Source organism: Microbulbifer maximicatervae (SeqCode) (assembly GCF_052467615.1).
This window is the reverse complement of sequence record NZ_CP174319.1, coordinates 2,566,097-2,591,506: the sequence shown is the minus strand read 5'-3', so window position 1 is coordinate 2,591,506 and position 25,410 is coordinate 2,566,097. Positions and strand designations below refer to the sequence as shown.

Here is a 25,410-nt window from a genome sequence, read left to right as displayed (position 1 = left end):
GAAGCTCCCAAAACGGTGAGGCTACGCGACATAGCGTCGGTCTGAGGCGGATACATGCGCCAGCTTCATTGTATTGAGTAGTGGTTGACGGTCATTGGAGCTTCACTCTTTCAACGAAGTTCCAGGATGTGCGGCAGAACTTGAGCGATCAACCCGAAAGCCTTGATATTCGGTAATGGGGAGAGGTTCCAGATCGATATCGAAGCTTGGCTTTTCATGTGGGCCATATGCACATTGGTCAAGTAACGCGGCAAGGGCGGTATGAGAGCCCTGCGCCCATATCTCTACGCTTTTGTCCGGTCTATTCAATACCTTTCCGACGATGCCTTTACTAAATGCTGAACGTTGAACCCACTTTCGATATCCAATACCTTGAACTTTTCCTTTGACCCTGATTCTCCAGTGCTGCAACTGAACTATGGTTTGTTCCAACTTGGGAAAGAGTTGCAGTAGCAATGCCGAGGCGACATCGCGCCCAACACCATAAGTGGGAAAGTAATGCCAATCTAGCGAGGGGCTACATGTGATTTGGCTTACCATCCAGTACTGAGAGGGTAATGGCCGACTAATGTCTTCTGCGACTATGTCGACTCCCGCAATTAGTGGATTAAATAGCGCCTCTACAGATTGGGTCGCAATTGATGCGAAATCTGCATGCAATATTTCACTGACGTCGCGAAAAAATTCTCCGAAGCGCTGTTGGTGTGTCTCAATGTTATTACTTTCATAATTGCGGATTGGCTCTATCCCTCTTTCCAATGCGGCAACAACCTGTCCGCCAATGGTAAGGGCACGAAATTTTCGGAGCCGAGAAGGCACTTTACCAGGATCATGAGTGGATGAAGTCAAGCTCGTATTGATCCCTGCTTCGTTTAGCCTCTTGTTTCGTAATACACGGTTTAGGCAGGCACGACGCGCAACTTGAGGCACAACATCGGGGGTCGATTGATGAAACAAGACATGTTTGTCGCCGTATACGATACCAGAGATACTGGTGCTGATGTTGTAGGGCTTCAAATCGTATTTATATGCAGCCAAGCTGATCAGCGCGTTTTGTCGGTTTCGGAATCTTGGTGTGTAGAATGGATAGTTCCATGGTGCCGCTAGTCGTATAGGGTGGAGCTCGGGACAATACTGGCCTTTCTCAGCGTGCTGAATGGTGCGGGCTGGCCCGGAGGCACTGAATAGATATTCCAGAAGTAGCCTTGGGAGGTCGATCGGTTTACCAAAATCAGGAAAAACTGGTGTTGAGGTTGCAGAGTTTGTATTAACTTCGATCACATAGGGAGAGCTGGCTGTCTCGGAGGAGTTGTCAGGGACAATAATATCCACTCCAACATAGTAAATCCCAGGAAATGCATTGGCCGCACGCTCTGCAACCTGAATGACCTCAGTGTCGAGTCTGTCCAATAACTGAATACTTTCTCCTCCCGCAGAAATATTTGCTACGCCCGCCAACCAGATGCGTTCTCCTTCAGCAGGCACATATTCACGGGAAATACCATTCACATCCAGCAGTTCTGTTCTGAGTATGTACTCCGAGTCCACACGATACTTTGGATTGCGTTTGCTTTTGTTGTTTTTTTTCTCCGAGATTAGTTCGTTGATGTTATGCGTTCCATCTCCAATGACGTTGGGAGCAATTCTCAGGCAAGCAGACACCGCGCATCCCCCGATAACATTCACTCTTAAGTCGCAGCCACTGATATGACGCTCGATGATTATTTTATTTGATTTGGCGCTGGCGGTTTTCCAAGCATCTTGCAATGCATCGACCGATGTGATCCCCGTGGTAATACCCCGGCCATGACTACCCGTAACTGGCTTTATGACCACAGGGTAGTGAAGTGTTGAGAAATAGTCTGTTGCAGCTTTGATATCGTCGAAGACCCGACCTGCTGCCACGGGGATACCATTCCTAGCAAGCAAGTCTTTCGTCAGATGCTTCTGTTGAGCGCAAGCACGATAGGCCTCAGATACCAGTGCAGAGTTTCCACAAAAGAGTACATATTTTCCTTGATATGTAATCTTGTATAAATCTTTGGAGTAGTAGTCGACCTGCATTCCCATATCTTTGGCTGTTTCAGTAATCAACAGCTGATTAATTTCTCCTTTCATTCCGAAATACTTCGAATCGAGATAGCTATTTTCACGCTCAAAGAGGTCGCTTTTTAGCAGGTTATCTAAGGAGAACGAGGGTGATTGCTTGGCATTGAGGTTTTCAACAATTTGGGTCATGGCTGAACACTATTCATTGCATTGATGGGAGATTTGAACTGAGAAATGCAATCAAAAAGGCAAGTATCCTGCCGAGAGTCAGGCCGCTCGTCATAGTATCTGAGACCACTTCGCAAGAATTGGGTGATGGCAAGCTTGCTAACATTTTGGCGTCGATAAGATTGAACAGCGAAATGCAGGATGATTCTTGTGGAGCCTTAGCCAGATTCTCTCAATTGGATATCGGTAGGCGCAGTATGATTGTAGTCAATGGGATGCTGTTGAAAGCTCGTTTCTACTTTAAGGAGTTGGGCTGGTTGTTTGCTGTTCAGTGACGAGTGGGGTAAATCAGTGAGATTGAATATGGCTTGGAAGGGGCTGACCTGTCTGGTTACCCCTTTTTAGAGTGAGGGATTTGTAGTTGCTACTGGTGCGCTGTGTAATATCAGCAGCTGTCGAAGAGTTCATACCTGTCAGAACTGAACTGTTCGCTTTAATTGGTTTCGGTAGATTCGACAATGAGTGATATGGGCATCCAGCCCAGATAATTGTGGGCATTTTCATAGTGGTCCATGCCAACTTCCCAGGTGCGCGTAATAACACCATTAGAGCTGTTGGTGGATTTCCATATGACTCGGACGTAACCGCGAGAGGTCGCATCGGACTGTTCTGGCAAGCGTTCTTGGCAATTAATCCATTGGGGCAATTCTAAGTTGGGTACACCTTTGGCAGAGGGTGACAGATCTTGGCTCAATGGAAGTCTCCGGTTCGAATTTTTAAGAAATATATCAGTTTTTCTGTCTTTTTCTAGATTGTTTTTTTTAGGCGTCCCATTTTTTTCTTTTTAAATTTTATTCGAGTATCGCTTTTAGATTTATTGGTTGATTTGTGGTAGTGGTTTTTTTACTGTCAGTTTGAAAAAGCAGGTTATGTGTAACTACTTTTTGTTCGGTCTTAAGGGGAAAGTTTGATCAAACTAAAGTGGATGCTTCTAATATTAATGGTGTATTGAACTTTCATCTCGATGGTTGTTTGTTTTTTGTTAGGGGATAGTGTTTATGCAGAAAAACTTGGGTGCAACAGTTTTAGGTTTTGTATTCTTCTTTGCTGCAATAAATTACGCTAACTCTATAGATAAAAAAGTGGGAGAGGTAAGCGTTCTCACTAGTCCTTTCGACTACTGTGCGGCGGTGGTAAACGATGATAACCCAGTTCAGCGCTTTGCCGGCCAAGCTATGCCGAAGGAAATCGTTGATGGTATCAGAAGAGCGGCCAATCTCGGTGCAGAAGCGCCTGAAGGTTGGATTGCGAGGGGGACTTATTGGCGATGTATGGATGGAAGTGTCTATGCCTGCTTTGTTGGGGCTAATCTTCCCTGTGATGAGAAAGCTGACACTAGTCGGGAGCCGAGTAGTGCCATGCTTTCATATTGCAACGATAATCAAAGTTCCGGGATCATTCCTGCGGTAGTGGCTGGCCGTGCCTCTATGTACCAATGGCGCTGCAGGTCCGGTACCCCGGAAATTATCAGGCTGATTTCTAAACCTGATGCCCGGGGTTTTTTGTCTAATTACTGGTATCGGTTAGGTAAGCCTACTTCTGTTGAATAGGGAAAGCCTACCTATAAGTTATCCCTGTCCTTCCATCTTTTCATTGTCCATGCGCTTGGCGAGTTTGTGGCCTTCGTCCGACTGCCCGATTTTCCAGTAACTGGAGATATAAATATGGGTTTTGGGGATTACTCTTTCCTGCTTAAAGAATTGCCGTAGGGTGCGCATGCTGTCGAATTCACAGGCGGCCCATACGGAGGCCTGTCCATCGAGCCAGGTTAGAGCCTGTAATTTTTCCAGGAGTTTCTCGCCGGATGGAGCCGGATTGATAATCCATTGGATTTGCAGGTTCTCTGGGTGTTCCAGCTCCTGAATATCAGCTTCACTGGAGACCTCAATTAATGCGTAACCCTTTGCATCCTTGGGTAGCTCTGCAAGGTTTACGCTGATGGCTGGCAGTGCAGTCATGTCCCCCAATAGTAAAAACCAGTCTGCCTCGGGATTGGTCATTTTTTTGGGGCCGGGGCCGCGGGTTAAGATCGTATCACCGGGCTGCGTTTTAAGTGCCCAGCTTAGAGCGGGCCCTTCGTGTTCATGCAGGGCGAAGTCGATATCAATTTCAGTTTCACGCTGATGTCTGATGGTATAGCTTCGCAATAGCGGGCGCTCGCTTCCAGCTTGTGGAAACAGAAATTTGATATAGGCGCTTTCCTGATTGGGGGCGAGAGTTTTTAGATCATCGCCACCGAGGGTGATGCGCAGCATATTTTCAGTAACTTGTGTCCTGCGAATAACGACCAATTCTCTGGTAACTTTCTCGGCCATAGGGTTTAGCTCCTTTCGTCAGGGGTGGGGTGCTCTTTCATATTGGCGACCATAACGCTGGCAATGCGGGCGAAGTTTTCTAGCTCTTCAGTACTTAAGTTGCGAGTCATTTGCCTGGCCACTTCAGCTTCTTGTCTGCTTACTTTTTCCAGCGTACTTATTCCGTCTGTAGTTAGTGTCAAAAACTGGCTGCGCCGGTCATTGGGGTTGTCGGTCTTTTCGATTAACCCTGAGTGCACCAGGTCGTTTAGGACTCGTGTTACTTGGGCTTTGTCCAAATTCATCCGCTGGGCAATTGACCGGGCAGTACTCAGTGGAAATTTGAAGACACCTTTGAGTACCCGTATATGGCTCACCGGCAAGCCAATATGCTGCTCCTGTATGCCAGCTCGCAAACGCCGTTTGTAGGCGTGAATAAGCTGGTGGAGGGATTCATTGATTGCGGTATCTTTCATGGCGCCATGCTAACTGGTTGATAGTGTCAACTTTATGGGTGTTGGTTGACTCTGTCAACTAAGCTCAGGTGGAAGGAGGTTGGGTTGATAGTCTATGGAGGGTAATTTGGTTGGTGCTGCAGGGAGGCTGGGAAGGGGGTATCCCCTTCCCGTGAGCTTAATTAGGTGCTACCAAGTTAAGCTGATATCGGTTCCATCAAACTTTACATCTGAATCGTACACATACTTCAAGGTGCCTTTCCAGAAGGAGCCGTGCCATTCCCAGTCGGCATCGTAACTGACTTCATTGAGCACCTTCTGTCTAAAAGCATCAAAGCTCCCGTAGCGCTCTTCACTTCCCATAATGACGACCCAGGTCTGCTCGTTCCAATCGCAGGTCACAGTGTTGGAGTCACCGTTGCCACAGGGGTAGCGGACGGCAACGTATCCATCATCTTCCCTACCAAACTTCCAGTTACCGCTGCGGGACTCCTCCTCGAACTCTTCGGGCCACTGTAGAGCGACATCGGAGCCGCCGGAGTGAAACAATTCTATCTCCGGGTAGGGGTTGTACTGGATCACGGCGACATTGTTTACCTGCTTTATTTTCGGCAGGTGGTCATTTTGCATGGTGCTATTGCCGTCGCCGACTTTTGCCCAGATAGACTGGGAGCCGGTGGTGGCTATCCAGGGAGTTTGCTGGTAGCCCTGGCGGCCTCCCCAATAATTCTGGATGGAGTGCATCATAACTCCGCCATCTTTGTACATGGAGAAGTTGGCCGAGGAGAGGACAGAGCTGCGGCTGAATACAGCCCCCGCCTTGGCGGCCGCAGGGGCGGCTGCTTCGGATAGTCCCAGGAACTGGTCAAATGCTTTGAGCCCCTCATAACCTTCGAGTTGGTATTTGCTGGCGAACCAGGCGGTATCCGCTGCGACATCGGGATGGAAGTAGGCTCCCTGGCTCCAATAGAAGGGTACGCGCTCTTCTCGGGGGAAGTCTGCATAGATCTCGTTTCTGGCATCCCCCAGCGAATGGCCGACTGAATAATTTATGTTGAGATCTTTACCGAAATATTCGAAAACCTCATCGGTGATTTCCAAACCTGATGTGGCGAGCATTACGCCGGCGGGACTGGGGGTGCGTACTGACTCTTTGCCCAGACCTGTCAGGAGGTAGATAATCCGGTTGATATTCCCTCCGGACCCATTTCGGCGGTAGCCGTCATTACTGCGCCCGGCTGCGGCGAAGTTGATCCCCTGGTCGTTGGTCACCAATAAAATATCTTGCAGCAAGCGATGAGCAGCGCCGATGGCAAGTTCACGGATTTCCTCATCCTCTGCAAAGTCTACGAGGTTTAGCAGTGCCGAGAGGGTATAGGGGTAGTAAACAGGGGAGTAGAACTCATAGAAACCATATTGGTTCTTCACTTCCAGGTAGCGCTTTAGGCGCTTATAAGTTCTGTCGTCCTCAAATGCCCCATATTTCTCCTGGAGGAGATATTGGGCAGAGGTGTACATGATCATATGGTTTTCTGAAGCAAAGACATGGTCACCCGTCCCGCCTTCTTTAAACCAGAAGTGATAGCCGTCGAGTGCGGCAAAGAGTTCGTCTTTTATTTCGGGGCGGAAGAATAAGATGCGGATTAGGCGGGTGAGAGTGAAGTCAGAATTTTTCTTGCCGCCGTTGCGGAGTACATCCAGGTTCTTATTTAGCGCATCCCAGTTGAGATCATCACCGGTGTATGCCTGAAGTACGACGGCAGTATCGTTGGTAGAGGTGACTCCTTCCTCAATATATTGCAGCTGCCTGTCAATATAGGCGCTCTCATCAAAGGACTGGGCTTGAGACGTCGCTGACTGAATCGCCAATCCTAATAAAATCGGGTACAGCACTCCTGCTGATGGCACTTTCATAAGTACTAGTTCCTATTTGGTTTTAATTGATTTATAAAATAAATACAAGCGTACCACTTATCTATTACATAAATTTGGCGCTTGAGAAGCTAGTTATTTTCTTTCGGGATTAGTTGCAAAAACGATCAGCGGATATTGCTGGTTCTCAAATTGAAAATATTTTTTAAGTAGTCATTCTTGAGAAGTAGGGGGCTAGTGCTTTATCTAATTTTTCTGGCGTTTCCGTTGTGTCTAATTGGTACGCAGGCGTACTCAAGATAAATCTGGTTTATGTTCTGTATTATTGGGCAGGTAAAGTAGAAAAGTTACTCTGTCATCTCGGGTGGGGTTGTGATTCGTACGCGAGGTTATTTTCCATTGAGTGACGATGGTTCTTCTATATTGAGGTGTGATTCGCGAGTAAATATTGCAGTGGTCCTACAGTTCTAGGAGAGGAAGATGAAAAACCTACTGATATTCTTCGCAGCCGGAAGCCTCGGTGCTTTGGCAAACAGTATTGCGGTGTGGCTATTTGGCCAGTTGGGGATTAATGCCGCTTTTGGCGTATCAATTGCCCCTCCTCTATCTCCTGAGTGGCTTTATCCTCGTATTGTTTGGGGGGGCTTATGGGGACTGCTATTTATTCTTCCGTTCTGGTCATCAAAGTTACTTTTAAAAGGAGCTCTTCTTAGTTTGTTTCCCTCTGCATTTCAATTGTTTATGGTTTTCCCTGTGATGGCTGGGAAGGGTGTTGCCGGATTTGAGTTGGGAGTCTTAACACCAGTCCTGGTGTTGTTTTTCAATTGGATTTGGGGTGTTGTTACTGCCCTAACTATTAAGGCTGCTCGGTAATAGGGTGTTAACTTTGTGGTGGTAGGCTTGGCGCTATAGAAATTTTGGCCGTTGTTACTTCAGGGGCAGTTTGATCTCGCTATGTCGCTTTTCTCCTGCAAACTATCGATCTTATGACAAGGTTGTACGTTACTCATGTAATCTATCTATTACGTATCAAAGTTATTCGAATGGGGAAGTTAAACGTGAGAAAAACGGCAAAAATCTGTAGCCTTATCTGCTCTATGATAATTCTTGTGACGGGCTTTATTACACCTTCACAAGCAGCTGAGACTAAGCGGATACTAATCGTTGCTTCTAATCTTCAGGATATGGGTGATCCGGAGAAACACGATGCGAGAAATAATTTGTGGGAGTACGCTCCGCCTTACCATATTTTTGTTTCCCATGGGTATGAAGTGGACTTTGTTTCGCCAAAAGGTGGGGTGGTCCCGTTTATGATGGATCCACTGGGAATTAGTAGTTACACCATCAAACATGAAGGTTTTTTGGAGCGGGCTAATAGTTCACTAAAGCCTGAGCAAGTAGTTATAGAGAATTATGCAGCTGTTTATATCGGTGGAGGCTATGGAACCTTGTTTGATGTGGCATCTAATCGTGAGCTGCTAAATATTATGGGTGGGATTTACCAGAAAGGGGGAGTTGTGGGCAGCTGTGGCCATGGGGCAGGTGCGTTTGCTGATGTGAAACTGAAAGATGGTCATTATATGGTAAAGGGCAAGAAGGTTGCCGGTTTCCCGGACTCCACAGAAAAAGAGAAGTCTTGGGCTAAGCAGGGCACTTTGTTACCGTTCTTGGTAGAGGAACGCCTTCGAGAGAATGGAGCCATTATTATTAATAAGGATAATGTTGCAGATAAGCATGAGGTCATATCCGATCAGCGTATAGTTTCTACAATGTTTTTACCTTCTTCTGCGCTGGTTGCAAAAGAAATGCTGGGTTTAATCGAGAGCAACTAAATTGCTCCAGTACCTTATTGTGTATTTGCTCTATCGTTAGGCAGTCATTCTGCGGGTCAAGCTCTAACGAGTTTGGCCTCGATGCGACCAATCTCAGCCTGTTGGTTTCAATATGCTATAGCGAGGGCATACCAACTCGGGATCACTCGATCGCCCTGTAGCTAAATCTTGTCTCTGCATATTTATCTACCATTCTTTCTAAAGGGAACTGAAATCGGCGGCAGTGAATATGCGTCCATTTATTGTATTAATAATATCGGTAACTTTGGGGAAGCTGGCCTATATGTTTAGCCCCTCTCTGGGGAATAATGTAATAGTGGCCTTATTGGCCCTATTGGGTGTGGTTCCCTATTTGTTAATGCCGATTAGATCCGAGTTTTTCAAAGCGCAAATTCTTCAATGGGCTAAACAGAATGATATTGACGTTTTGAGACTCGAGAGTAGGGGGTTTTCCAAAGGACGATTGTTTTGGCGTGTATCTGATGCGCAAAGCGTCTTCTGTGTTACCTCAAGAGAAGCCTCTTACTGGGTGGCCTGCGGCTCATGGGTGCTGGGTTCTTATAGTCGGAAGCTAATCATATATAAAGAGGTTGGGGGTGCCTTGGATTTGATTGCAGCATTTGACGGAGATAGTTGCCAGGCTGAGTGATTTTGATCGGTGGTTACTGGACTAGAGGGTCCACTTTAATAGCAGTAATGTGAATATAAATGTATTTTTTCTTGCGATTCATTATAAGAAGCAACCTATCTCGATAATTCTGTAAAGGATTCCCAGGCTGAAGAGCAGAAAATTGCTGATCTAAAGCAGGATATCAAGAATTTACAGGCAGATATAAAATCCCTGACTGCCGGCATCGTTACGCTGGATATTGCCGATGCCATTGCTATCTCTCTGGGCACTGTTGTTTCTATCGTGGCTTTTCCTGAGGGCTTGTTGAAATGGTTTGTGATGGGGCCGGTGGCCACTACAAAAATTGTTGCCGATTAAAAGAGTATTTAGGATCAACAGGCAGAGATGGACCTGATCACTACTGATGTATCCACTCTACAAATACTGTCTCAGAGCTTTGGGCAGCTAGTAGAAGAAACCCAGCAAGTTGAAGATAATTTACAGGCCTTTTTGCTAGAGCGGCAAAGAATTGAAAGTGATGTTTCCGATGCGATAAGCGATATTCAAATTGCAATCTCTGATGAAGAGAGGGCGAGACTATATAGCAGTTATTATTGACCTCAGTGAGGCGGTGGTCGAGTGGAATATGTTTATTCCCAAGCGGGAAGCCTGTTTTTTTGAGCTCAATGTGAACAATGCAGATTTGAAAATTGGAATGAGTTCAGAGCAGGTTAAATCTGCTTTTGCTGCTGGAAGCACTGTTGGTGTGATTCAGTATTATAATAATCTCTGAAGATGTTCTTGCAGTTTAGTTTTGAAGGCTTATTTCTGTGGAATAAGCCTTTTTAATTACGGGATTGCTAAATTGACTCCTTCAAACTAAGTATTTGAGAAAGCCAAGATCTCTACTCCTCGTAACGAATGTCAGTAATATAGAAAGCCTGCCACTTTTCCCCCTGACGGATATCCACTTCATCATCGAGCTTGCGCCCTAATAAGGCGCGGGCAACGGGGGAGTCCATGGATATCAAGCCAGCTTTTACATCGAATTCATCGGGTCCTACAATGCGGTAGCAAACGCTCTCGCCCTCATCATCTTCAAGCGTTACCCAGGCCCCAAAAAAAACCTTTTCCTTATCGTCCGGTATTCGATCTACAACAGTAATCTCTTCCAGACGCTTGGTGAGAAAACGCACGCGGCTGTCGATTTCCCGCAGTCTTTTTTTACCGTAGATATAGTCTGCGTTTTCCGAGCGATCTCCCAGCTTGGCGGCGTCGCTAACCGCCTGGGTTACCCGGGGGCGCTCCTCCTCCCAGAGATGCTTAACTTCGGCGCGCATACGTTGCGCGCCCTCTGCAGTGATGTAGCGGGAGCCGCGTGGACGCGGCGGTCTCCATCTTCCCATAGTATTTTTTAAACTCTTTTTAATGCAATATTATTTAATTATAGGTTTTCGATGGTAATTCCCGGGCCGGGTTCCGCGAGCGGGAAATTAAATATGCGGCTGTAGAATTCCAGCTCTCCCTCCAGGGCCAACTTGATACTGTCGCCACTGCGGAACCCATGCCCTTCATTGGCAAATGTAATATAAGACACCGGGATACCTCGCTCCCTCAGGGCATCCACCATGGTTTCGGCTTGGTTGGGTGGTACTACCTTGTCCTCCATGCCCTGGAAGAAAATCACGGGGCAATTCAGCTTTTCCACATCGTTAATGGGTGAGCGCTGAAGGTAGACTTTTTTTGCGGAAGGCCAGGGTCCTACCAGTTTATCCAGGTAGCGGGACTCAAACTTATGGGTGTCTTTGGCGAGGCTGCTCAACTCCCCAATTCCATAATGGCTGGCACCCGCTTTAAAGGTATCGTGGTAGGTCAACGCTGCCAGAACCGTGTAACCGCCCGCACTACCGCCTTTGATCAGAAGGCGATTGGGGTCGGCGAGTCCATCTTCTACCAGGTATTCTGCACCAGCGCAGACATCCTCCACGTCATAGATGCCCCATTTATCGGTGAGGCGGTCCCGATACCTGCGGCCATAGCCGGTACTGCCGGAGTAGTTTACGTCCAGAATGGCGAACCCCCGGCTTGTCCAGTATTGAACTTTTAGGCTGAGACCTGCTGATGTGGCGCCGGTAGGGCCTCCATGACTAAATACAATTAGCGGTGGCTTGTCGCCACTGGGTGCTTGGAAGTTGGGGTTGTGGGGTGGGTAATAAAATCCGTGTACCGCGCGATCATCCACTTGGAAAGTGACGGCTTGAGCGATGGAGAATAAATCGGTTGGCAGCGAGCTGCTATTGCTACTGGCAATCTGTTCCGTTTTACCCGTCTTTTGGTTAAAGCTAATAACAGCGGGAAAGCTCTCTGCACCTGCGGCAATCATCACCCCGTTGCCATTTTCACAGTGCAGGCTTTCGATATCACAATAAGGCTGGGGAAGAGTTTGATGCTCTTCGCTTTTTATGTTGACCTTTCCAAGGTGCCAAGTGCCATTCTGGGTGTAAGTACAGAGGATTTCCGTGGGGCTAATAAAGCCGTAAGTGGACATTCCAAATACCCACTGTGGTGTGGCGAATTCTGCTTCTTTTTCCCACAAGGGTTCGCTTTGTCCCAGCCTATATAGGTTCCACCAGTTGTTGCGATCAGAGACATAGCAGAGTTCGCCCTCAGGAGACCACTGGGGCTGAAAGACGGATTCATTCTCACCGCCGGCTACTTGGGTGACTTCACCGATATCCCCCACCTGATCGAGTTTGGCGATACAAAGTTCTGTCGCGTCCCAGGGGAGGTTAGGGTGGTGCCAGCGCAGAAATGCGAGTCGATCACCGGCCGGATTCAGAGTTGGGTTCGAATAAAAGTCTGCGCCTTCTTGAAGGATTGTCGGTGGATTAGCCAGTGGGTTGTTTAGGTCTACCGCGATAATGCGCGCACGGGGTTCCTCGCCCTGCTGGTGGCCACTGGTATCTTCCTCGACACAAATTAATCGATTTCTCAGGGGATCGATAATCAGATCGGCGTAGCGGGAGCTATTTTCTGCGGTGATTGCTTCGGGGATCGCATTGTCGAGCTTCATGCGATAAATGCGCTGATCTTCTGCCAGTACGAAATAGGCGGTGTCACCGTAAACAAGATAACTGCCGCCTCCATATTCATGGGCTTTGGTGCGTACGGCGATAGGGGTGGGGGTGAGATCTCTGCGCCCATTTTTTGGACAATACTGCACCAGTACATTCCTGCCTTTTTCAGACGGGCGGGACTCCAGCCAGTAATAGCGGCCATCTACTAAATTGGCTTCTGCCAGGCGAACGCTGCCCTCCACGAGAAGTTCTGCGTTGATTGCAGATTTCCAGCTGCCGTAAGGGGCGATGGTTGGAGTGATAGTCTCGCTCATGAGGTACTTACTTCCTTATTGGGTTTTTTCGCATTCTGCCGAGATGAATCCGGGGAAACAAGGTGCCTTGGCGGGGGCCCTATGATAGTCTCGTATAACCAAGCAAGCGCTTGGTGCTGTATTTTGTCGATGCGCTATCCAGAATCAGCTCTTCCACTCGCCTTGGTCCTTTTACGATCAGTTGGTGCTGTAGGAGCGACGCGCACACGCTGGATAGCCCTGTAAACAGCGGCCTTAACAAAGATAATTCAGGAGAGCCAGCGATGTCTGATGAAGTGGTGATTACTTGCGCCCTAACCGGAGTGCTTACCAACCCCCAGCAGCACCCGGTCCCGGTAACCCCCAAGGAAATGGCGGAATCCGCCCGTGAAGCCTACGATGCGGGGGCTTCCGTTATGCATGTTCATTTCCGCGCGCAAGAGGAAAACAAAGGCCATTTACCCACCTGGGACCCGCAAATAGCCTTGGAAATTGCCGATGCAATTCGCGATAAATGCCCTGGCGTTATTCTAAATTTTTCAACTGGCACTATCGGACGGGATCAGCAAGGCCCCTTGAGTTGTGTGCGTGCCGGTAAGCCGGAAATTGCCGCCTGTAATGCGGGAAGCCTGAACTATTTAAAGGCGCGATCCAACGGCACCTGGGCTTGGCCACCCATGGTATTTGATAACCCGGTCGATAAGGTAGAGGAGCTGCTGGCGGTCTGCCGGGAGACCGGTACCCGCCCAGAGTTTGAGTGCTTTGATATCGGTATCGTTCGCTCTGTAGGCATGTATGCGGATGTAGGGATGGTGGATAAGCCCAACTACAACCTGGTGATGGGAGTGGCTTCAGGTATGCCTGCCGATCCCGATTTGCTGGAAATTATTCCAAAATATATGAAGCCCGGCAGCTTATGGCAGAGCACAGTGATCGGCCGTGAGGAAATCTGGCCGGTGCATCGCAAGACTGCAGAATTGGGCGGCCATTTGCGCACTGGAGTTGAAGATACCTTTTACTTGCCGGGAGGAGAGCGGACTTCAGGGAATGGTCAATTGATTGAGGCTCTTGCGGCTGTAGCTGAAGAGACTGGGAGAAAGGTGGTGTCACCGAGCCGGGCGCGAGAGATTTTCTGCTAAAAGCAGCATGCGCCATTGATTGCGTCCAGCCCCTTGCTGCGGAATTGCTTTCTGAGGCTGTAGACTGTCAGCTATTACTTTTCTTCCTTTTGGGCCGCATCAGAATACTGATGCGGCTCTGTTATATGGAGCCGATGGGCTCTGTTTTTCCAGCATTAACTCCAAGGTGACTAGTAGATTGGCCTGCTAGTCTTAGAGCCAAATAACAGATTTGTTTAATAACGATAAGTTGTCCTGGGAGTGGTCAATGCAAGGGTTTCTGGATCATTTCACTACCCTGATCGAGTGGGCAAACCTGCTTGCCTGGGGTGGCGTCGGTGGCATCTGGTGGCTTGGAATCTTGATTTTAGGATTGCTGCCGGCGGGGCTCTACTTTTCTATTCGCACTCGCTTTATACAATTTCGTCACTTTGGTCATATGGTCAAAGTCATGATTCGTGGCATCCATAAGGAAAATGAAAATTCAGTAACCGCATTTCAGGCATTTGCCACTAGCGCAGCTGCGAGAATCGGCACCGGAAATATTGCTGGTGTGGCTGTGGCTATAACCGCTGGCGGGCCCGGAGCGGTGTTTTGGATGTGGCTGGTGGCCTTGTTGGGGATGGCTACCAGTTTGGTGGAGAATACTCTCGCGCAAACTTACAAAGAGCGCGGCGATGTTCCCGGGGCGTTTCGCGGCGGGCCTGCCTATTACATTGAAAAGGGGCTGGGACCACAGTGGAAATGGCTGTCCCTGACTTTTTCAGTTTTTCTTATGATTTGTTACGGATTTACCTTTAATGCTGTGCAGTCAAATACGATGGCTGCCGCATTGTATGGAGCTTGGGGTGTAAACCCTTTATGGGTGGGGTTTTTTATTGCACTCTTTGCCGGGATCATTGTTTTTGGTGGTATTCGTTCAATTGCGCGCTTTGCAGGTATTGTTGTCCCTTTTATGGCAATTGGTTACTTGTTGGTAGCTTTCTATGTTTTGATCGCCAATATTGCTGAATTACCTGGCGTGCTGTTGGAAATTCTGGCAAATGCCTTTGGATTTCAGGAGGCTGGGGCGGGGGCCTTTGGTGCGGCGGTGGCCAATGGAATCAAGCGGGGCCTCTTTTCCAATGAAGCTGGACTTGGCTCCTCGCCCAATGTCGCTGCTGCTGCAGATGTAAAACACCCAATGGTGCAGGGATACGTGCAAATGGCATCGGTATTTCTCGATACCATTATTATCTGCACTTCCACGGCAGCAATTATCTTGGTGGCAGATGTCTTTATGGTCGGTAATTTGGAAGGGGTTGAGTTGGTTCAAGACGCGCTGGCGAGCGAGGTGGGTACCTGGGGAAGCAGTTTTATTGCTACTGCATTAATGTTTTTTGCCTTTACATCAATTATCGGTAACTACTATTACGGCGAAACCAATATTTATTACCTCTACCATACCCGAACATCCATCTTATGTTATCGGCTATTGTTTTTGATGTTCGTACTTTTTGGGGCTTGGGTGGCAGATACGGGAAGTGCGGAAAACTTTGTCTTTCTTTGGCGTATGGCCGATGTCTCGATGGGTTTTATGGCATCGGCAAACCTTATAGCCATCTTACTTTTGTCTGGTGTGGCCTTTAAGGTAATGGCAGATTACGAGAGTCAGTTGTCTTCCGGGGTGCGTGAGCCGGTGTTCAATGGAAGTAAATTCAAAATAAAAGGCATTGAGCACGATGTTTGGGGTTGATACCAATTTGAGGTTGATACCAAGAGTGCTCAATGCCATCCAGTTACAAGCTGGGCTTGTGCATAGCCAGATAAAAAATAGCGACTACTTGCAGGAAGGCAAGTACACAGGCAGTGATTCTAATTGGCTTGGAAAAGTTGGGGCGTAAAGCAAAGACGCCAGCAATAATGTAACCAAATACCAGGGCTACTTTCGCACCTAGCCAGGGCGATGTGCCCGGGTTCCAGCTGCCGAGAATCACCAGTCCGGCAGCCGCAGCTAACAGCAAAGTGTCGTTGAGGTGTGGCACCCAGCGCAGAGGGCCATTTCGCCAGCCCGTGTTGTGGCTGAACTCCAATCCCACTCTGATGGTAAACAGCAGGATACTGAGCGCTGCGGCGGTCATGTGGACGTGTTTTATAAGGGCATAATCAATCATGGTTATGATCTGGCTGTATGTTGACCAAGGTGTTCTGTGTGCCTTCCAGACAAAGGGAAGGTGTGATTCTAGCCGCCAAAGCATAACGACATGCTGTGGTCGGATGCAATATGCAAAGCGGGGAAGGCAAGAAACCTACTGCTAGCGATATCTTATAAGTTAATACCGCTAGCAGTAGGTACAGATCATATCTGTCAGTTTGCTTTGGTGGGCCGGCCTCAGGTTTTGGTGCCGGTGAGGCGCATATGCATGAGATTAGTTCAGGTTTCTGATCTGGCCATACTTCATCCGCTGCGCTACGCCATGCTCAGCCCGAATCATATTTTCATTAATGACTAGCGGGTCAGTAGGCACATTACCGTCATCATCACTGAGCCCGACAGTGGCGATCTCCTCACGCAATTCCATGGAGCCACCTACCCATATCCAGCCGCTAGTTCTGGTTGAGATCAGGTTGTTGCGGTTTGGGATAGTTATATTGTTATAAACAATATTTAGACCGCCATTGGCAATACGGGCCATGGTTAAGGGGGCATTTTGCTGGCGGAGCACTCTGCCCATGGGGGCCTGGCGTTCATCCGCCAGGAAAGTGGAGTTTGCACTGCCCGACAGGTATCGCCCGCGATTACAGCGGTCAGCGTGAACCAATTCATGGGCCAGCGTGATATAGCTTGGGCAATTCCCCATTGCTACGGTGCCGTTGTTAGCCAGGTTGGCGGTTTGCAGGGCTGTATTGTTCCACATTACTACGCCGCTGGAGCCACTGCTCATCACTTTGGCCATAAAGCCTTTGTCCGGGCTTACTAGTGGGAGGTAGCTCTTAAAGCCGCTCCATACCTGATCCACCAGCCACTGGTCGGGACGAAATCCGAGAGCGTGGTGCTCAGTAATTCTGGTGTCGTGGCGGCTGGTAATTAGTCGGCGTAGCAAAGTGGTGCTGTTTGCCCTCAAGCCAGCTGCAGTCAAAATACCAACTCCCTCTGTAATTCGCAGCACATGTCGCCCCCCGGTTCGGTATCGCTCCTGTGTATAGGTAAGTGCGGTACCGACACCGCCAACAAGAGTATTCAGGGCAGCCCTTACTTGTGTGATAAACGTGATATTACTGGAGTCAATGCAGAGTCCCATTGTTATTCTCCTGTCCTGCTCGCAATACGAATTATCGTGGCTGAGAAAAGCTGTGACTTTTTGAAGTTTCTTAAATGGAAATTAATACGTAAGCAGCATAAAGCTAAAGGTATTAATCGATATGATTTTGATAATAGTGTTCTGTACTTGCCTAGAATTTTTGAACTGAAAAGTTCTCTTTGGTCAGGTTGTATATTTTGTAAGCGAGGCAGGATGAATTCCTGGAAAATTAAAATTTTTTTTGTAATTTTTTTGAAATACATCTTGTAACTATCTAAATGATTATTTTAGGGATGCCTCTACGACTCTACTCCCAACTGGTACGTTTTGCTATATATTTTATTTTCCATGGTAATTATTTAAATAAATTTAAATAATTACCCATTGAGCAGTGTTGGAGGGCGCTATTTGGCAACTTACTACTGGGGTGGAAGGAAAGAATACACCGCACTCGAGACACGCTGTGAATACATCCCTGTAAGCTCCTAATCGGCATCCATGCCTCATAGGGTCCCCAGCGCGGTGTATTCTTTCCTTCTCCCTTTTTAGTATGTGCTTGTCTGCTTTTGGGTACTGCGAAATGCTAAGTTTGGCTTGCATTGTGTGTTTTCTTGGTTCTGATTGGGCCTCAAGGGATGTAGCTGTGACGTATTAAGGAAAGTATTTGGGGGAGAGATGTGGGATTAACCGTTAAATTAGCGCTGGTGTTAGTTGTTGTTGCGGTTTTGATATTGGTATATGCAAATGTTTACTATAAAAAATATAAATGGGTAGCGATTGAGTATCCTGTTGATGTTACAAAAAAGGGGAGAAGTGAATTTAACTTCCGATCGCAATTAAGTGTGCCCTACGAGCTGGAGTTGCAGACAGAAAGGGTGCTTGATTTTCGCGAGCAAAATTGTCGGTTGAGTATTCAATTTCTTGATAAGGAAAAGTATAAAGATCATTCTGAAACGCTGGCTATCGATTGGGCAATTTTAGAGGAGGGGGTCGAGGTTGCAGTGGGTAGGAGCGGTGACAAGGCCTCAGGGTTTTGGGGGGGCAACAATGGGAAAAACACTGCATGTATTCGAAACAATAAAGGGCAGGAATTATACCATTCTAGCTTCTGTGATAGAGCCTGACCCTGCACTTGTTGTCACGGACCCGGTGCTTAAGGTGGTAATTGATCGGGTAGAACACAAAAGTGCCGCTGTTTACTCCGGTCTGCTTAATTTAACTTCTTATCTGCTTATTGTTATCGCTGCTGCAATTTGCTTCATTGGATTTATCTTCAAGTGGCTGACTTGAAATTGCTAGCTTGAACCACACATAAGTAGATCCAAATGGCGATTTGTAAATGGGTTTGATTTATCAGGAGGAATCTAAATGGCCCCACTGTTAAAAAGCGTCAAACTCTAGTGTTCATGGTACATTTTTTACAGAGTGAAGGTTGTTGTTCATAATCAATCGAAAAAAGGATACGGCGATATGTTAAAGGCGGAATATCAAGAGCGCGGACCAGTGCCGCAGGATGTTATTGAGGCGGTGTCCTTTGATACCCCTGAACTTCAAGAGGGGCAGGTGTTGCTGGAGATGCTGGCAGCTCCAATTAACCCTTCAGATGTTCTGACCCTGACGGGCGATTATGGGATGTTGCCTCCTCTTCCTGCGGTTGGAGGCAATGAAGGTGTTGCTAAGGTCGTCAAACATGGACCTAATGTTACCGCGCCAGCCATTGGCCAGGTCGTTCTCCTGCCGGTAGGAAGTGGCACCTGGGCTACACATATGGTGGCCAATGCCCAGGGGCTGATTCCGCTCCCGAATAATGTAGACCCCCTACAGCTTTCCATGATAACGATTAATCCGCCAACGGCTTACTTGCTGTTGAGCGAATTTGTAGATCTCAAGGAGGGGGATTGGGTTATTCAGAATGCCGCAAATTCCGGTGTGGGGTCTTATCTGACAACCCTGGCCAAGTTGCGGGGCCTGAAAGTGATCAATGTTGTCCGCCGTGAGTCTTTGATTGAGCCGATGAAGGCCGCAGGCGCTGATGTGGTTCTCGTGGATGGCGAGCACCTGGGTAAACGAGTGGCTGAGGCTACTGGCGGTGCTGAGATCAAGCTAGGCATTGATGCTGTTGGTGGAATGGCAACTGCTCGCATGGGCGAAGCTCTGTCAAATGGCGCAACCTTAGTGAATTATGGCGCACTTAGTGGGGAACCCTGCGTTATCGCACCGGGGATGATCATCTTTAAAGATATCACCGTGCGCGGGTTCTGGTTGGCCAAATGGTTCGGCTCGGCATCCCCAGAGCGGCAACAGGAAGTTTTTGGCACTATCACAAAGCTTGTAGCGGAAGGTAAGTTATCTGCACCAGTTCATGGCACATACCCTCTGTCTGAAATTAAAGAAGCGGTACGAATAGCTGCGGCAGGCGGGCGTGACGGCAAAGTACTGGTTGTTAGTGAAAGCCTGACTGGCTGATTGCTCGCGCATTTATTTTTCTAGCGGAAGTGTCACCCAAATAGGCGACACTTCTGCAGACCGCTCCGTCATTCGTACGGAGCGTTACTTCCCAAATGCTACCCTTGATGTCAGTCCTGACATTTCGTCTAAGTTTGTTTGTTGCGATAGTTTTCAGCAAAAGCATTCGTTCGCAAAAATGAACACAAATACATTCTGCTTGCATAATACTTTGATCTCTAGTTCATCAGCCGGAGGCTGCTGCCAGATAATGGAAGAGGGTTCCAGTGCTTGTCTTGTATTGTCTCAGGAGGTGCCAAAGTACCTGGGGGATGAGTATCGATCATGGCATCAGAAGCTGGTGGATGTTGCGCTAGATTGTGATGGGCTGCTCGAGGTGAATTTGTTAGAGCCCGTTTCTAATATCCAAAATGAGTGGGTGCAAATATTTCAATTTGATACGGTTGCTCACCTTGAAACGTTTCTTGGAAATAACTTACTTAAAGATCTAATTGCTTTTTTAGAGAAGAAATTCTCGGTTGAAGTAGTATCTCAAGTTATCGCTGGTGCAGATCAACTAACAGTGCCCGTAACGATTGTGATATCCAAAAAAGTGAAGCCTGAATTTTTTCGTGAATATATGCAGTGGCAGAAAGAAATTGATAAAGCACTTAAAAAATATCCAGGCTTCTTGGGTGCTGGTCTAACTAAGCCAATAAAGGGGGTTCAAGAGGAGTGGGTTGCAATATTTCGATTTGACTCCAATAAGCATTTAGATAACTGGCTTAATTCTGATGAACATAAGCGATTGGTAAAACGTGGTGAAGGGTTTTTTGAAGATGTAAAAATAAAGCGGATAGGGCATGGCTTTGAGGATTGGTTTTCTCGGGCTCGTGGCCGAGCTCAAGACACCGCGCCCTCGCAGTGGAAAATGGCCATGCTCATTTTATTGATGTTATATCCGATAGTTATGGTTATTACGATGTGGTTGTTACCTTTGGTAGAGAGTTGGCCCTTTGCGACGACTAACTTCTTTATCAACTTATTAATTGTTGCGTCGCTTACTTGGGTGGCGATGCCGCTGATAACTAGAGCTTTTAATATTTGGTTGTCTGACAAGTCAGGAAAGCTAACAAAAATCAACACTATCGGAACCCTTATCATTATTGTTCTCTATGGGGTCTCGATAATGCTTGTTGCTTGGCTGTCGAGCCTGAATTTAAAGTAGTCTTTCATGATGATCAAAAGAGAGCTGTTTATCTGTTTTTAGTTTTTTTCGGACGGGGTATTTTTAGTGGTCTAAGCTTGGCGGTTAACAGAAGGCACTAGGTATCGAGCGAGTCAAAGGATAGATGGAGCACGTATAGTGAGCAACTTAAAGAATCGGTCTGAGAGTAAAGACTGGCCAGAGTTACCCTACGCTGAGTCGGTAAATACGATTGCCACCTTGCATATGTGGATGCAAGTTATTGGCAAGATTCGCCTGGTACAAACCCCTTGGATCAATCACTCCTGGCATGTTCCTTTATATATTACCGCCAGAGGGCTGGAGACATCCCTTATCCCTTATGGAGGACGGTCGTTTTCTATTGGCTTTGATTTCTATCATCACGTACTGAAGCTATTGACCACTGAGGGGGGAGAATGGGTATTACCCTTGGAGTCCCGCACAGTTTCTGATTTCTACTGGGAAGTGATGGCTGCACTCAAGCAGCTAGGTATACCGGTTGAGATTAACACTATGCCATCTGAAGTGGCGGACGCGATACCCTTTGAGAGGGATCAGGATAACTACGAGTATGATCCGGATTATGCTAGACAGCTTTGGCAGGCGTTGGTGCAAATTCATCGGGTTTTCACCGAGTTTCGCAGTCGTTTTATTGGTAAGTGCAGTCCAATTCATTTTTTTTGGGGAAGTTTTGATTTAGCACTTACCCGTTTTTCTGGCAGGGAGGCGCCTCCGCACCCTGGAGGCGTTCCACACTTTCCCGATTGGGTGGCCAGGGAAGCATACTCCCATGAAGTTAGCAGTGCCGGTTTTTGGCCTGGTGGCGGTGGTGTAGATGGTGCTTGCTTCTATTCATATACTTACCCAGAGCCCCAAGGATTTCCCGAAGCAAGGGTCGCGCCCGCCTCAGCTTACTATTCCAAAGATTTGGGTGAGTTCTTGCTGCCCTATGATGCGGTGAGAGCTTCACGCTCCCCTGATGAGGCGCTGTTTGATTTTTTGCAGAGTACTTATGAAGCCGCAGCCGATAAGGGAATGTGGGATAGGTCCGCCTTGGAGGAAAGTTTCCCCCCACAAGCCCGGTAGAATTTGTGGGGGCTTTGCTTATTCTCTGTTTTTAAGCTGCTCGATAAATGCATCAGATGCTTGTTCAATAAGCTGGAGAATATGTTGAAACCCTTCAATACCGCCATAGTAAGGATCGGGCACTTCAGCTAAATCACTATCTTGCAACACTGATAAAAATAACCCTAGTTGGGCGCCTGATGAATCAGGCTGTAAGGATTGCAGTGCTTCCAGGTTATCTTTGTCCATCGCAAAGATATGATCATATTTTGTAAAGTCGGTGGTGGCTACCTGGCGAGCGTAGCTATTTTCAAATGAATAGCCATTTTCTTCACCAATAGCCAAAGTTCGCGGATCTGGTCGCTTACCCGCGTGGTAGCTGATAATGCCCGCAGAGTCGACGGAAACAGGAATACCTGTCTGCTGTGCCTTGGTGCGGAAAACGGCTTCGGCTAAGGGGGAACGACAAATATTACCGAGGCAGACAAATAATATCGAGAGACCTGAATTAGCTGTCAAAATAGCTCCAAGATACTTTGGGTAAATTAAAGAGGGGTATTTTAATCAAAATATCGAATGTTTACACGCTGGCTATCAGGGGCAATAGAAAGTACAGCTTTAGTCTCAATATAAAACGGCTGGTGTTTACTTGAAAGGTAGTTGGGATTAAGCTGCTTTTTAATAAAAGAGACCGTATTTTCTGTCGTCCAGTAAACTTGGTCTGGTCCCCAGTTTTCAGGCTTTAGCTCGTATAGTAAGTCCAAAGAATTTGCAGATAAGCTGTAAACTTGTAAGGCATTTTCATTAAAACCGGCGTCCAGGTCTTGTTCGGCAACAAAAAGATATCCGCCTTGCGGAGACAGCAAAGGGTAGCCGGCAAGAGAATATTCATGGCCGTTTCTCAAGTCTAGCAAAATATAGGAATGTGCTTCCCAGAGCTGTTGATGAATCAGTAGCAGGTTATCAGTTATTTGCTCAATTGCAGAGTAGGCTATATGTTCTGCGGGATTATTAGCGGGAAGGATGTCTGTGTACGTCAGTAATTTCCCGCTATTCAGGGCTATAGTCAGGTGCCCTGGTTGCGTCCGCTGGATATGGTTGACCTGATCACTCAATCCACTTTCGATTGACCGTGCACAGTTTAGAGAATTGTGAATATCAATGCACTCAAATTTATCTTCAAACACACTGAAATGCAGGCCCAGGCAATAAGTGGGAGCTACTGCTAAAGCTAACAAGGTAAGGAATATCAGTGGACTATTCAGCCCCAACTTAAACGAGAACTTCATCCTCATAAGTGCCCTATAGATACTCTAGCCAGTGATTTTGTACCGCGCACTGAATAGTGCTACACACCCGCGAACCTCTATTTTGTACTCCTTAAATCGACTGGCAAGGAATGTATTGAGGTCCTCTTCACAATCCTGGGTATTAGAAAATATCCCTTTCTTATTGTAGATAGCCATTAATTTCTTAGCAGCTCCACTTTTCGGTACGCCTTCGGACAGGATGGTGGAACCAAATACGGTGCCTGAATCCGATAGCAGGGTTGCGACATTATCCAGCGCAACCAGTTTTTCTGACAGCTTGCCGGGAAGGCAGTGAAATAGGTAATTTAAGGAGATTGAATCAAAAACTTCAGTCTCTAAAGTAATTTTATCCAGGACATTGCAGCGGAACTGTGCTGGATTATACCGGGCCACTCTTTGCGCTGAGATATCCAGGCTGTTTTGATTCAGGTCCATCAGGGCGAGGCGGACTTTGTCGGAGGGGAAATGGCACTTGTCCATAAAGTAGCCCGTTCCAACACCTACATCCAAGTGGTTGGAAGATATATTTCGATTGAAGTGCTCTAGTATTCCAGGAGTTGGGCACTTCCAAATAAAGCGGTTTGATATGCCCAGAACCCACATATCATAAAGCCAAAGTACGGGTTTGGAATAGACAGCTTGGCCTTGTTCGACCTCTTTAGTGATTGTCACTTCAAGCTCCAATGTATGACTGTTGTGCGGCTTTACCAATAAAGGAGAGGGGATGTATCTACAGTGTATTTCGAGAGTATTGTTTTCACTCTCTTCAGCCCCAGTAGCAAGCCGCTTATTATTGTTCTATGGTACCACCTAATGTGGTGCTAAACAGCTGAGTGTTTCACAGAGGATCTCTAATCGCTGCAGAGTTCTTTAGTGGCACATTCTCACTCATCAAACAGGCTAAAGTCATACTCCTGCAAGCGCTCTTGTGCAAAGTTCAAAAAAACGTCAATTTTCTTTGAATCTTTTCGCTTTACTTTATAGATAGCGCCTACAGTTTTATCTTTTCGCTCCAAGTCAGGGAGTACCTCTACCAGTCGCCCCTTTTTGATATCCCGTTGGCAAAAATAGGAGGGAAGCTTGGCAATGCCATTCCCGTTTAATGCGGCTGCTCGTGTATGGAAAGTTTTGTTGGATATTAAATTTCCATTGAATTGATAGAACTTCCCATCAATTGACCAGCCATCTTCCAGGCCATCAAGGCGGGTTAGCATGATGTTGTGTTGGCTGAGCTCGGCAATGGATTTGGGGCAGCCGTGTTCTTCCAGATAGGTCGGTGCGGCAATAAAAATAGGGCGGATACTAAATAGGGGCTGGGCGTAAAACTGGCAATCGGGCAGTGTTTCCCAGACGCGAAAAGCAATGTCGATATCGTCCTCGATTAAATCCAGGTGATAGGGGCTGAAGATAAGCTCCAAGCTGAAATCGGGGAATGCTTTCTGAAAATCATTGCAGATATGACTGAATACTTTTAAGCCGAGGGTTTCCGGAAAAGTGATTTTTAATTTTCCTCGGGTGAGCGTTGCCGCCTCTGCAATCTGGTCTTCCAGTTCGGTGAATGAGCTGATTATTTTTTGCCCTTTCTGGTAAGCAATCCTTCCGGCGTCTGTGACAGCGATTGCCCGGGTGGTGCGATTGAGTAATACCTGGCCAAGGGCCTGTTCAAGTTGGGCGAGAGTCTTGCTCACGGTGGGCGTAGACAGGCCCAAGTGCTTGGCAGCTTTGCTTAAGGAACCGTGATCAACAACACTGCAAAAAACGTTGATCAAGTGGTATTTGTCGTACTCTCTGCGCACAGACTGTTTCCTTAAAGCTAAAAGATCTTTTCAATATATCCCCTTTGTTAAATTAAAGTAAATAGTAAACTCCTTCCCCATACTAATCGACCAGGGAGATAAGGCTATGAATCCGTTAACTTGTCATTGTGGAGCGATTCATTTCAACAAGCTTATAGATGCCCTGTTTGTACCAGCGGGCCAAAGGGGGCACGCTGATACTGAAGTCGCTATCCATATCAGCGATCCTGAAAAGTCACTGCGCAAATATCACTTTAAAGAGGGGGCTTTGCGGGAGAAGGCATTCTGCAAGCACTGCGGTGCAGAAATCTATGCGATCAATCGTAGCGGCGAGCTAGTGCACAACCCATCAGCAGAGGCAGCCTCTCGGCCGAACTATGCCGGTGTCCTTAATTACGGCTTTTAGCTAGCGGCACCTACTGATTGTGCAGTTTTGTCAGTAGATGCCTGCCGGCTT

At 47.3% G+C, this 25,410-nt stretch carries 25 protein-coding genes; 12 read left to right on the top strand and 13 right to left on the bottom strand.

From position 1 onward, the window contains the following. Positions 1 to 102: 102 nt before the first annotated feature. Both ACJJIM_RS11550 and ACJJIM_RS11545 read right to left on the bottom strand, forming a co-directional pair. Positions 103 to 2,238 (bottom strand): acylphosphatase, encoded by a 2,136-nt coding sequence (locus tag ACJJIM_RS11550; protein WP_444913371.1) that lies wholly within the window; start codon positions 2,236 to 2,238, stop codon positions 103 to 105. 472 nt (positions 2,239 to 2,710) lie between these two features. Continuing rightward, positions 2,711 to 2,971, bottom strand: coding sequence for a hypothetical protein (locus tag ACJJIM_RS11545; RefSeq protein ID WP_444913370.1), 261 nt, complete (start codon positions 2,969 to 2,971; stop codon positions 2,711 to 2,713). 304 nt (positions 2,972 to 3,275) lie between these two features. Here ACJJIM_RS11545 and ACJJIM_RS11540 point away from each other — a divergent pair, with 304 nt between their 5' ends. Beyond that, on the top strand, positions 3,276 to 3,827 hold the full coding sequence (locus tag ACJJIM_RS11540; RefSeq protein WP_444913369.1) for a hypothetical protein: 552 nt from the start codon (positions 3,276 to 3,278) through the stop codon (positions 3,825 to 3,827). 18 nt (positions 3,828 to 3,845) lie between these two features. Here the strand turns inward: ACJJIM_RS11540 and ACJJIM_RS11535 are convergent, their stop codons facing one another. The 3 genes from ACJJIM_RS11535 to ACJJIM_RS11525 form a co-directional block, all read right to left on the bottom strand. After that, positions 3,846 to 4,592 (bottom strand): siderophore-interacting protein, encoded by a 747-nt coding sequence (locus tag ACJJIM_RS11535; protein WP_444907950.1) that lies wholly within the window; start codon positions 4,590 to 4,592, stop codon positions 3,846 to 3,848. 5 nt (positions 4,593 to 4,597) lie between these two features. Next, the gene (locus ACJJIM_RS11530) at positions 4,598 to 5,047 is read right to left on the bottom strand and encodes a MarR family winged helix-turn-helix transcriptional regulator (RefSeq protein WP_444913368.1); all 450 of its coding nucleotides are present in this window, start codon (positions 5,045 to 5,047) and stop codon (positions 4,598 to 4,600) included. 168 nt (positions 5,048 to 5,215) lie between these two features. Beyond that, positions 5,216 to 6,940 (bottom strand): hypothetical protein, encoded by a 1,725-nt coding sequence (locus tag ACJJIM_RS11525; RefSeq protein WP_108733635.1) that lies wholly within the window; start codon positions 6,938 to 6,940, stop codon positions 5,216 to 5,218. 438 nt (positions 6,941 to 7,378) lie between these two features. On the opposite strand from ACJJIM_RS11525, the gene ACJJIM_RS11520 reads away from it, so the two are divergent. The 4 genes from ACJJIM_RS11520 (at position 7,379) to ACJJIM_RS11505 (ending at position 10,133) form a co-directional block, all read left to right on the top strand. After that, on the top strand, positions 7,379 to 7,771 hold the full coding sequence (locus ACJJIM_RS11520; protein WP_444913367.1) for a hypothetical protein: 393 nt from the start codon (positions 7,379 to 7,381) through the stop codon (positions 7,769 to 7,771). A 185-nt stretch (positions 7,772 to 7,956) separates the two neighbouring features. Then, positions 7,957 to 8,730: a type 1 glutamine amidotransferase domain-containing protein gene (locus ACJJIM_RS11515; protein ID WP_444913366.1), complete on the top strand. Its 774-nt coding sequence runs from the start codon at positions 7,957 to 7,959 to the stop codon at positions 8,728 to 8,730. 1,015 nt (positions 8,731 to 9,745) lie between these two features. Beyond that, the gene (locus ACJJIM_RS11510; RefSeq protein WP_444913365.1) at positions 9,746 to 9,958 is read left to right on the top strand and encodes a hypothetical protein; all 213 of its coding nucleotides are present in this window, start codon (positions 9,746 to 9,748) and stop codon (positions 9,956 to 9,958) included. Between the two features lie 28 nt (positions 9,959 to 9,986). Continuing rightward, a complete protein-coding gene (locus tag ACJJIM_RS11505) occupies positions 9,987 to 10,133 on the top strand; it encodes a hypothetical protein (RefSeq protein WP_444913364.1) in 147 nt (48 codons plus the stop codon). A gap of 112 nt (positions 10,134 to 10,245) precedes the next feature. Here ACJJIM_RS11505 and greB read toward each other — a convergent pair whose 3' ends face one another. Together greB and ACJJIM_RS11495 are read right to left on the bottom strand one after the other, a co-directional pair. Continuing rightward, entirely contained in the window at positions 10,246 to 10,746 is a 501-nt protein-coding gene (gene greB, locus ACJJIM_RS11500) for a transcription elongation factor GreB (protein WP_444897666.1), read from the bottom strand. Between the two features lie 38 nt (positions 10,747 to 10,784). Then, positions 10,785 to 12,731 carry a prolyl oligopeptidase family serine peptidase gene (locus ACJJIM_RS11495; protein WP_444913363.1) on the bottom strand — a complete coding sequence of 649 codons (1,947 nt, stop codon included), beginning with the start codon at positions 12,729 to 12,731 and terminating at the stop codon, positions 10,785 to 10,787. 263 nt (positions 12,732 to 12,994) lie between these two features. Here ACJJIM_RS11495 and ACJJIM_RS11490 point away from each other — a divergent pair, with 263 nt between their 5' ends. Together ACJJIM_RS11490 and ACJJIM_RS11485 are read left to right on the top strand one after the other, a co-directional pair. Further along, positions 12,995 to 13,849, top strand: a complete 855-nt coding sequence (locus ACJJIM_RS11490; protein WP_444913362.1) for a 3-keto-5-aminohexanoate cleavage protein — start codon at positions 12,995 to 12,997, stop codon at positions 13,847 to 13,849. Between the two features lie 247 nt (positions 13,850 to 14,096). Then, the gene (locus ACJJIM_RS11485; RefSeq protein WP_444913361.1) at positions 14,097 to 15,563 is read left to right on the top strand and encodes an alanine/glycine:cation symporter family protein; all 1,467 of its coding nucleotides are present in this window, start codon (positions 14,097 to 14,099) and stop codon (positions 15,561 to 15,563) included. 43 nt (positions 15,564 to 15,606) lie between these two features. Here the strand turns inward: ACJJIM_RS11485 and ACJJIM_RS11480 are convergent, their stop codons facing one another. Both ACJJIM_RS11480 and ACJJIM_RS11475 read right to left on the bottom strand, forming a co-directional pair. Then, a complete protein-coding gene (locus ACJJIM_RS11480; protein WP_444913360.1) occupies positions 15,607 to 15,981 on the bottom strand; it encodes a SirB2 family protein in 375 nt (124 codons plus the stop codon). Between the two features lie 255 nt (positions 15,982 to 16,236). Continuing rightward, positions 16,237 to 17,109 carry a M91 family zinc metallopeptidase gene (locus tag ACJJIM_RS11475; protein WP_444913359.1) on the bottom strand — a complete coding sequence of 291 codons (873 nt, stop codon included), beginning with the start codon at positions 17,107 to 17,109 and terminating at the stop codon, positions 16,237 to 16,239. A 677-nt stretch (positions 17,110 to 17,786) separates the two neighbouring features. Between ACJJIM_RS11475 and ACJJIM_RS11470 the strand changes: the two genes are divergently transcribed. The 4 genes from ACJJIM_RS11470 to ACJJIM_RS11455 all read left to right on the top strand — a co-directional run bounded on the left by ACJJIM_RS11470 (position 17,787) and on the right by ACJJIM_RS11455 (position 21,868). After that, positions 17,787 to 18,233, top strand: coding sequence for a hypothetical protein (locus tag ACJJIM_RS11470; protein WP_444913358.1), 447 nt, complete (start codon positions 17,787 to 17,789; stop codon positions 18,231 to 18,233). Between the two features lie 346 nt (positions 18,234 to 18,579). Then, positions 18,580 to 19,575: a zinc-dependent alcohol dehydrogenase family protein gene (locus ACJJIM_RS11465; RefSeq protein WP_413662400.1), complete on the top strand. Its 996-nt coding sequence runs from the start codon at positions 18,580 to 18,582 to the stop codon at positions 19,573 to 19,575. Positions 19,576 to 19,825: 250 nt separating this feature from the next. Beyond that, the gene (locus ACJJIM_RS11460; protein ID WP_444913357.1) at positions 19,826 to 20,782 is read left to right on the top strand and encodes an antibiotic biosynthesis monooxygenase; all 957 of its coding nucleotides are present in this window, start codon (positions 19,826 to 19,828) and stop codon (positions 20,780 to 20,782) included. A gap of 138 nt (positions 20,783 to 20,920) precedes the next feature. After that, positions 20,921 to 21,868 (top strand): DUF5996 family protein, encoded by a 948-nt coding sequence (locus ACJJIM_RS11455; protein ID WP_444907964.1) that lies wholly within the window; start codon positions 20,921 to 20,923, stop codon positions 21,866 to 21,868. Positions 21,869 to 21,886: 18 nt separating this feature from the next. On the opposite strand, the gene ACJJIM_RS11450 is transcribed toward ACJJIM_RS11455, so the two are convergent. From ACJJIM_RS11450 to ACJJIM_RS11435, 4 genes are all read right to left on the bottom strand, one after another. Continuing rightward, entirely contained in the window at positions 21,887 to 22,366 is a 480-nt protein-coding gene (locus tag ACJJIM_RS11450) for a low molecular weight protein-tyrosine-phosphatase (protein ID WP_444913356.1), read from the bottom strand. Between the two features lie 41 nt (positions 22,367 to 22,407). Next, a complete protein-coding gene (locus ACJJIM_RS11445) occupies positions 22,408 to 23,034 on the bottom strand; it encodes a hypothetical protein (protein ID WP_444913355.1) in 627 nt (208 codons plus the stop codon). Positions 23,035 to 23,160: 126 nt separating this feature from the next. After that, complete coding sequence (locus ACJJIM_RS11440) at positions 23,161 to 23,829, bottom strand: class I SAM-dependent methyltransferase (RefSeq protein WP_413662395.1); 669 nt, start codon at positions 23,827 to 23,829, stop codon at positions 23,161 to 23,163. A gap of 212 nt (positions 23,830 to 24,041) precedes the next feature. Continuing rightward, complete coding sequence (locus ACJJIM_RS11435) at positions 24,042 to 24,953, bottom strand: LysR family transcriptional regulator (RefSeq protein ID WP_444893545.1); 912 nt, start codon at positions 24,951 to 24,953, stop codon at positions 24,042 to 24,044. A gap of 106 nt (positions 24,954 to 25,059) precedes the next feature. Between ACJJIM_RS11435 and ACJJIM_RS11430 the strand changes: the two genes are divergently transcribed. Beyond that, positions 25,060 to 25,359 (top strand): hypothetical protein, encoded by a 300-nt coding sequence (locus ACJJIM_RS11430; RefSeq protein WP_444893546.1) that lies wholly within the window; start codon positions 25,060 to 25,062, stop codon positions 25,357 to 25,359. Positions 25,360 to 25,410 lie beyond the last annotated feature (51 nt).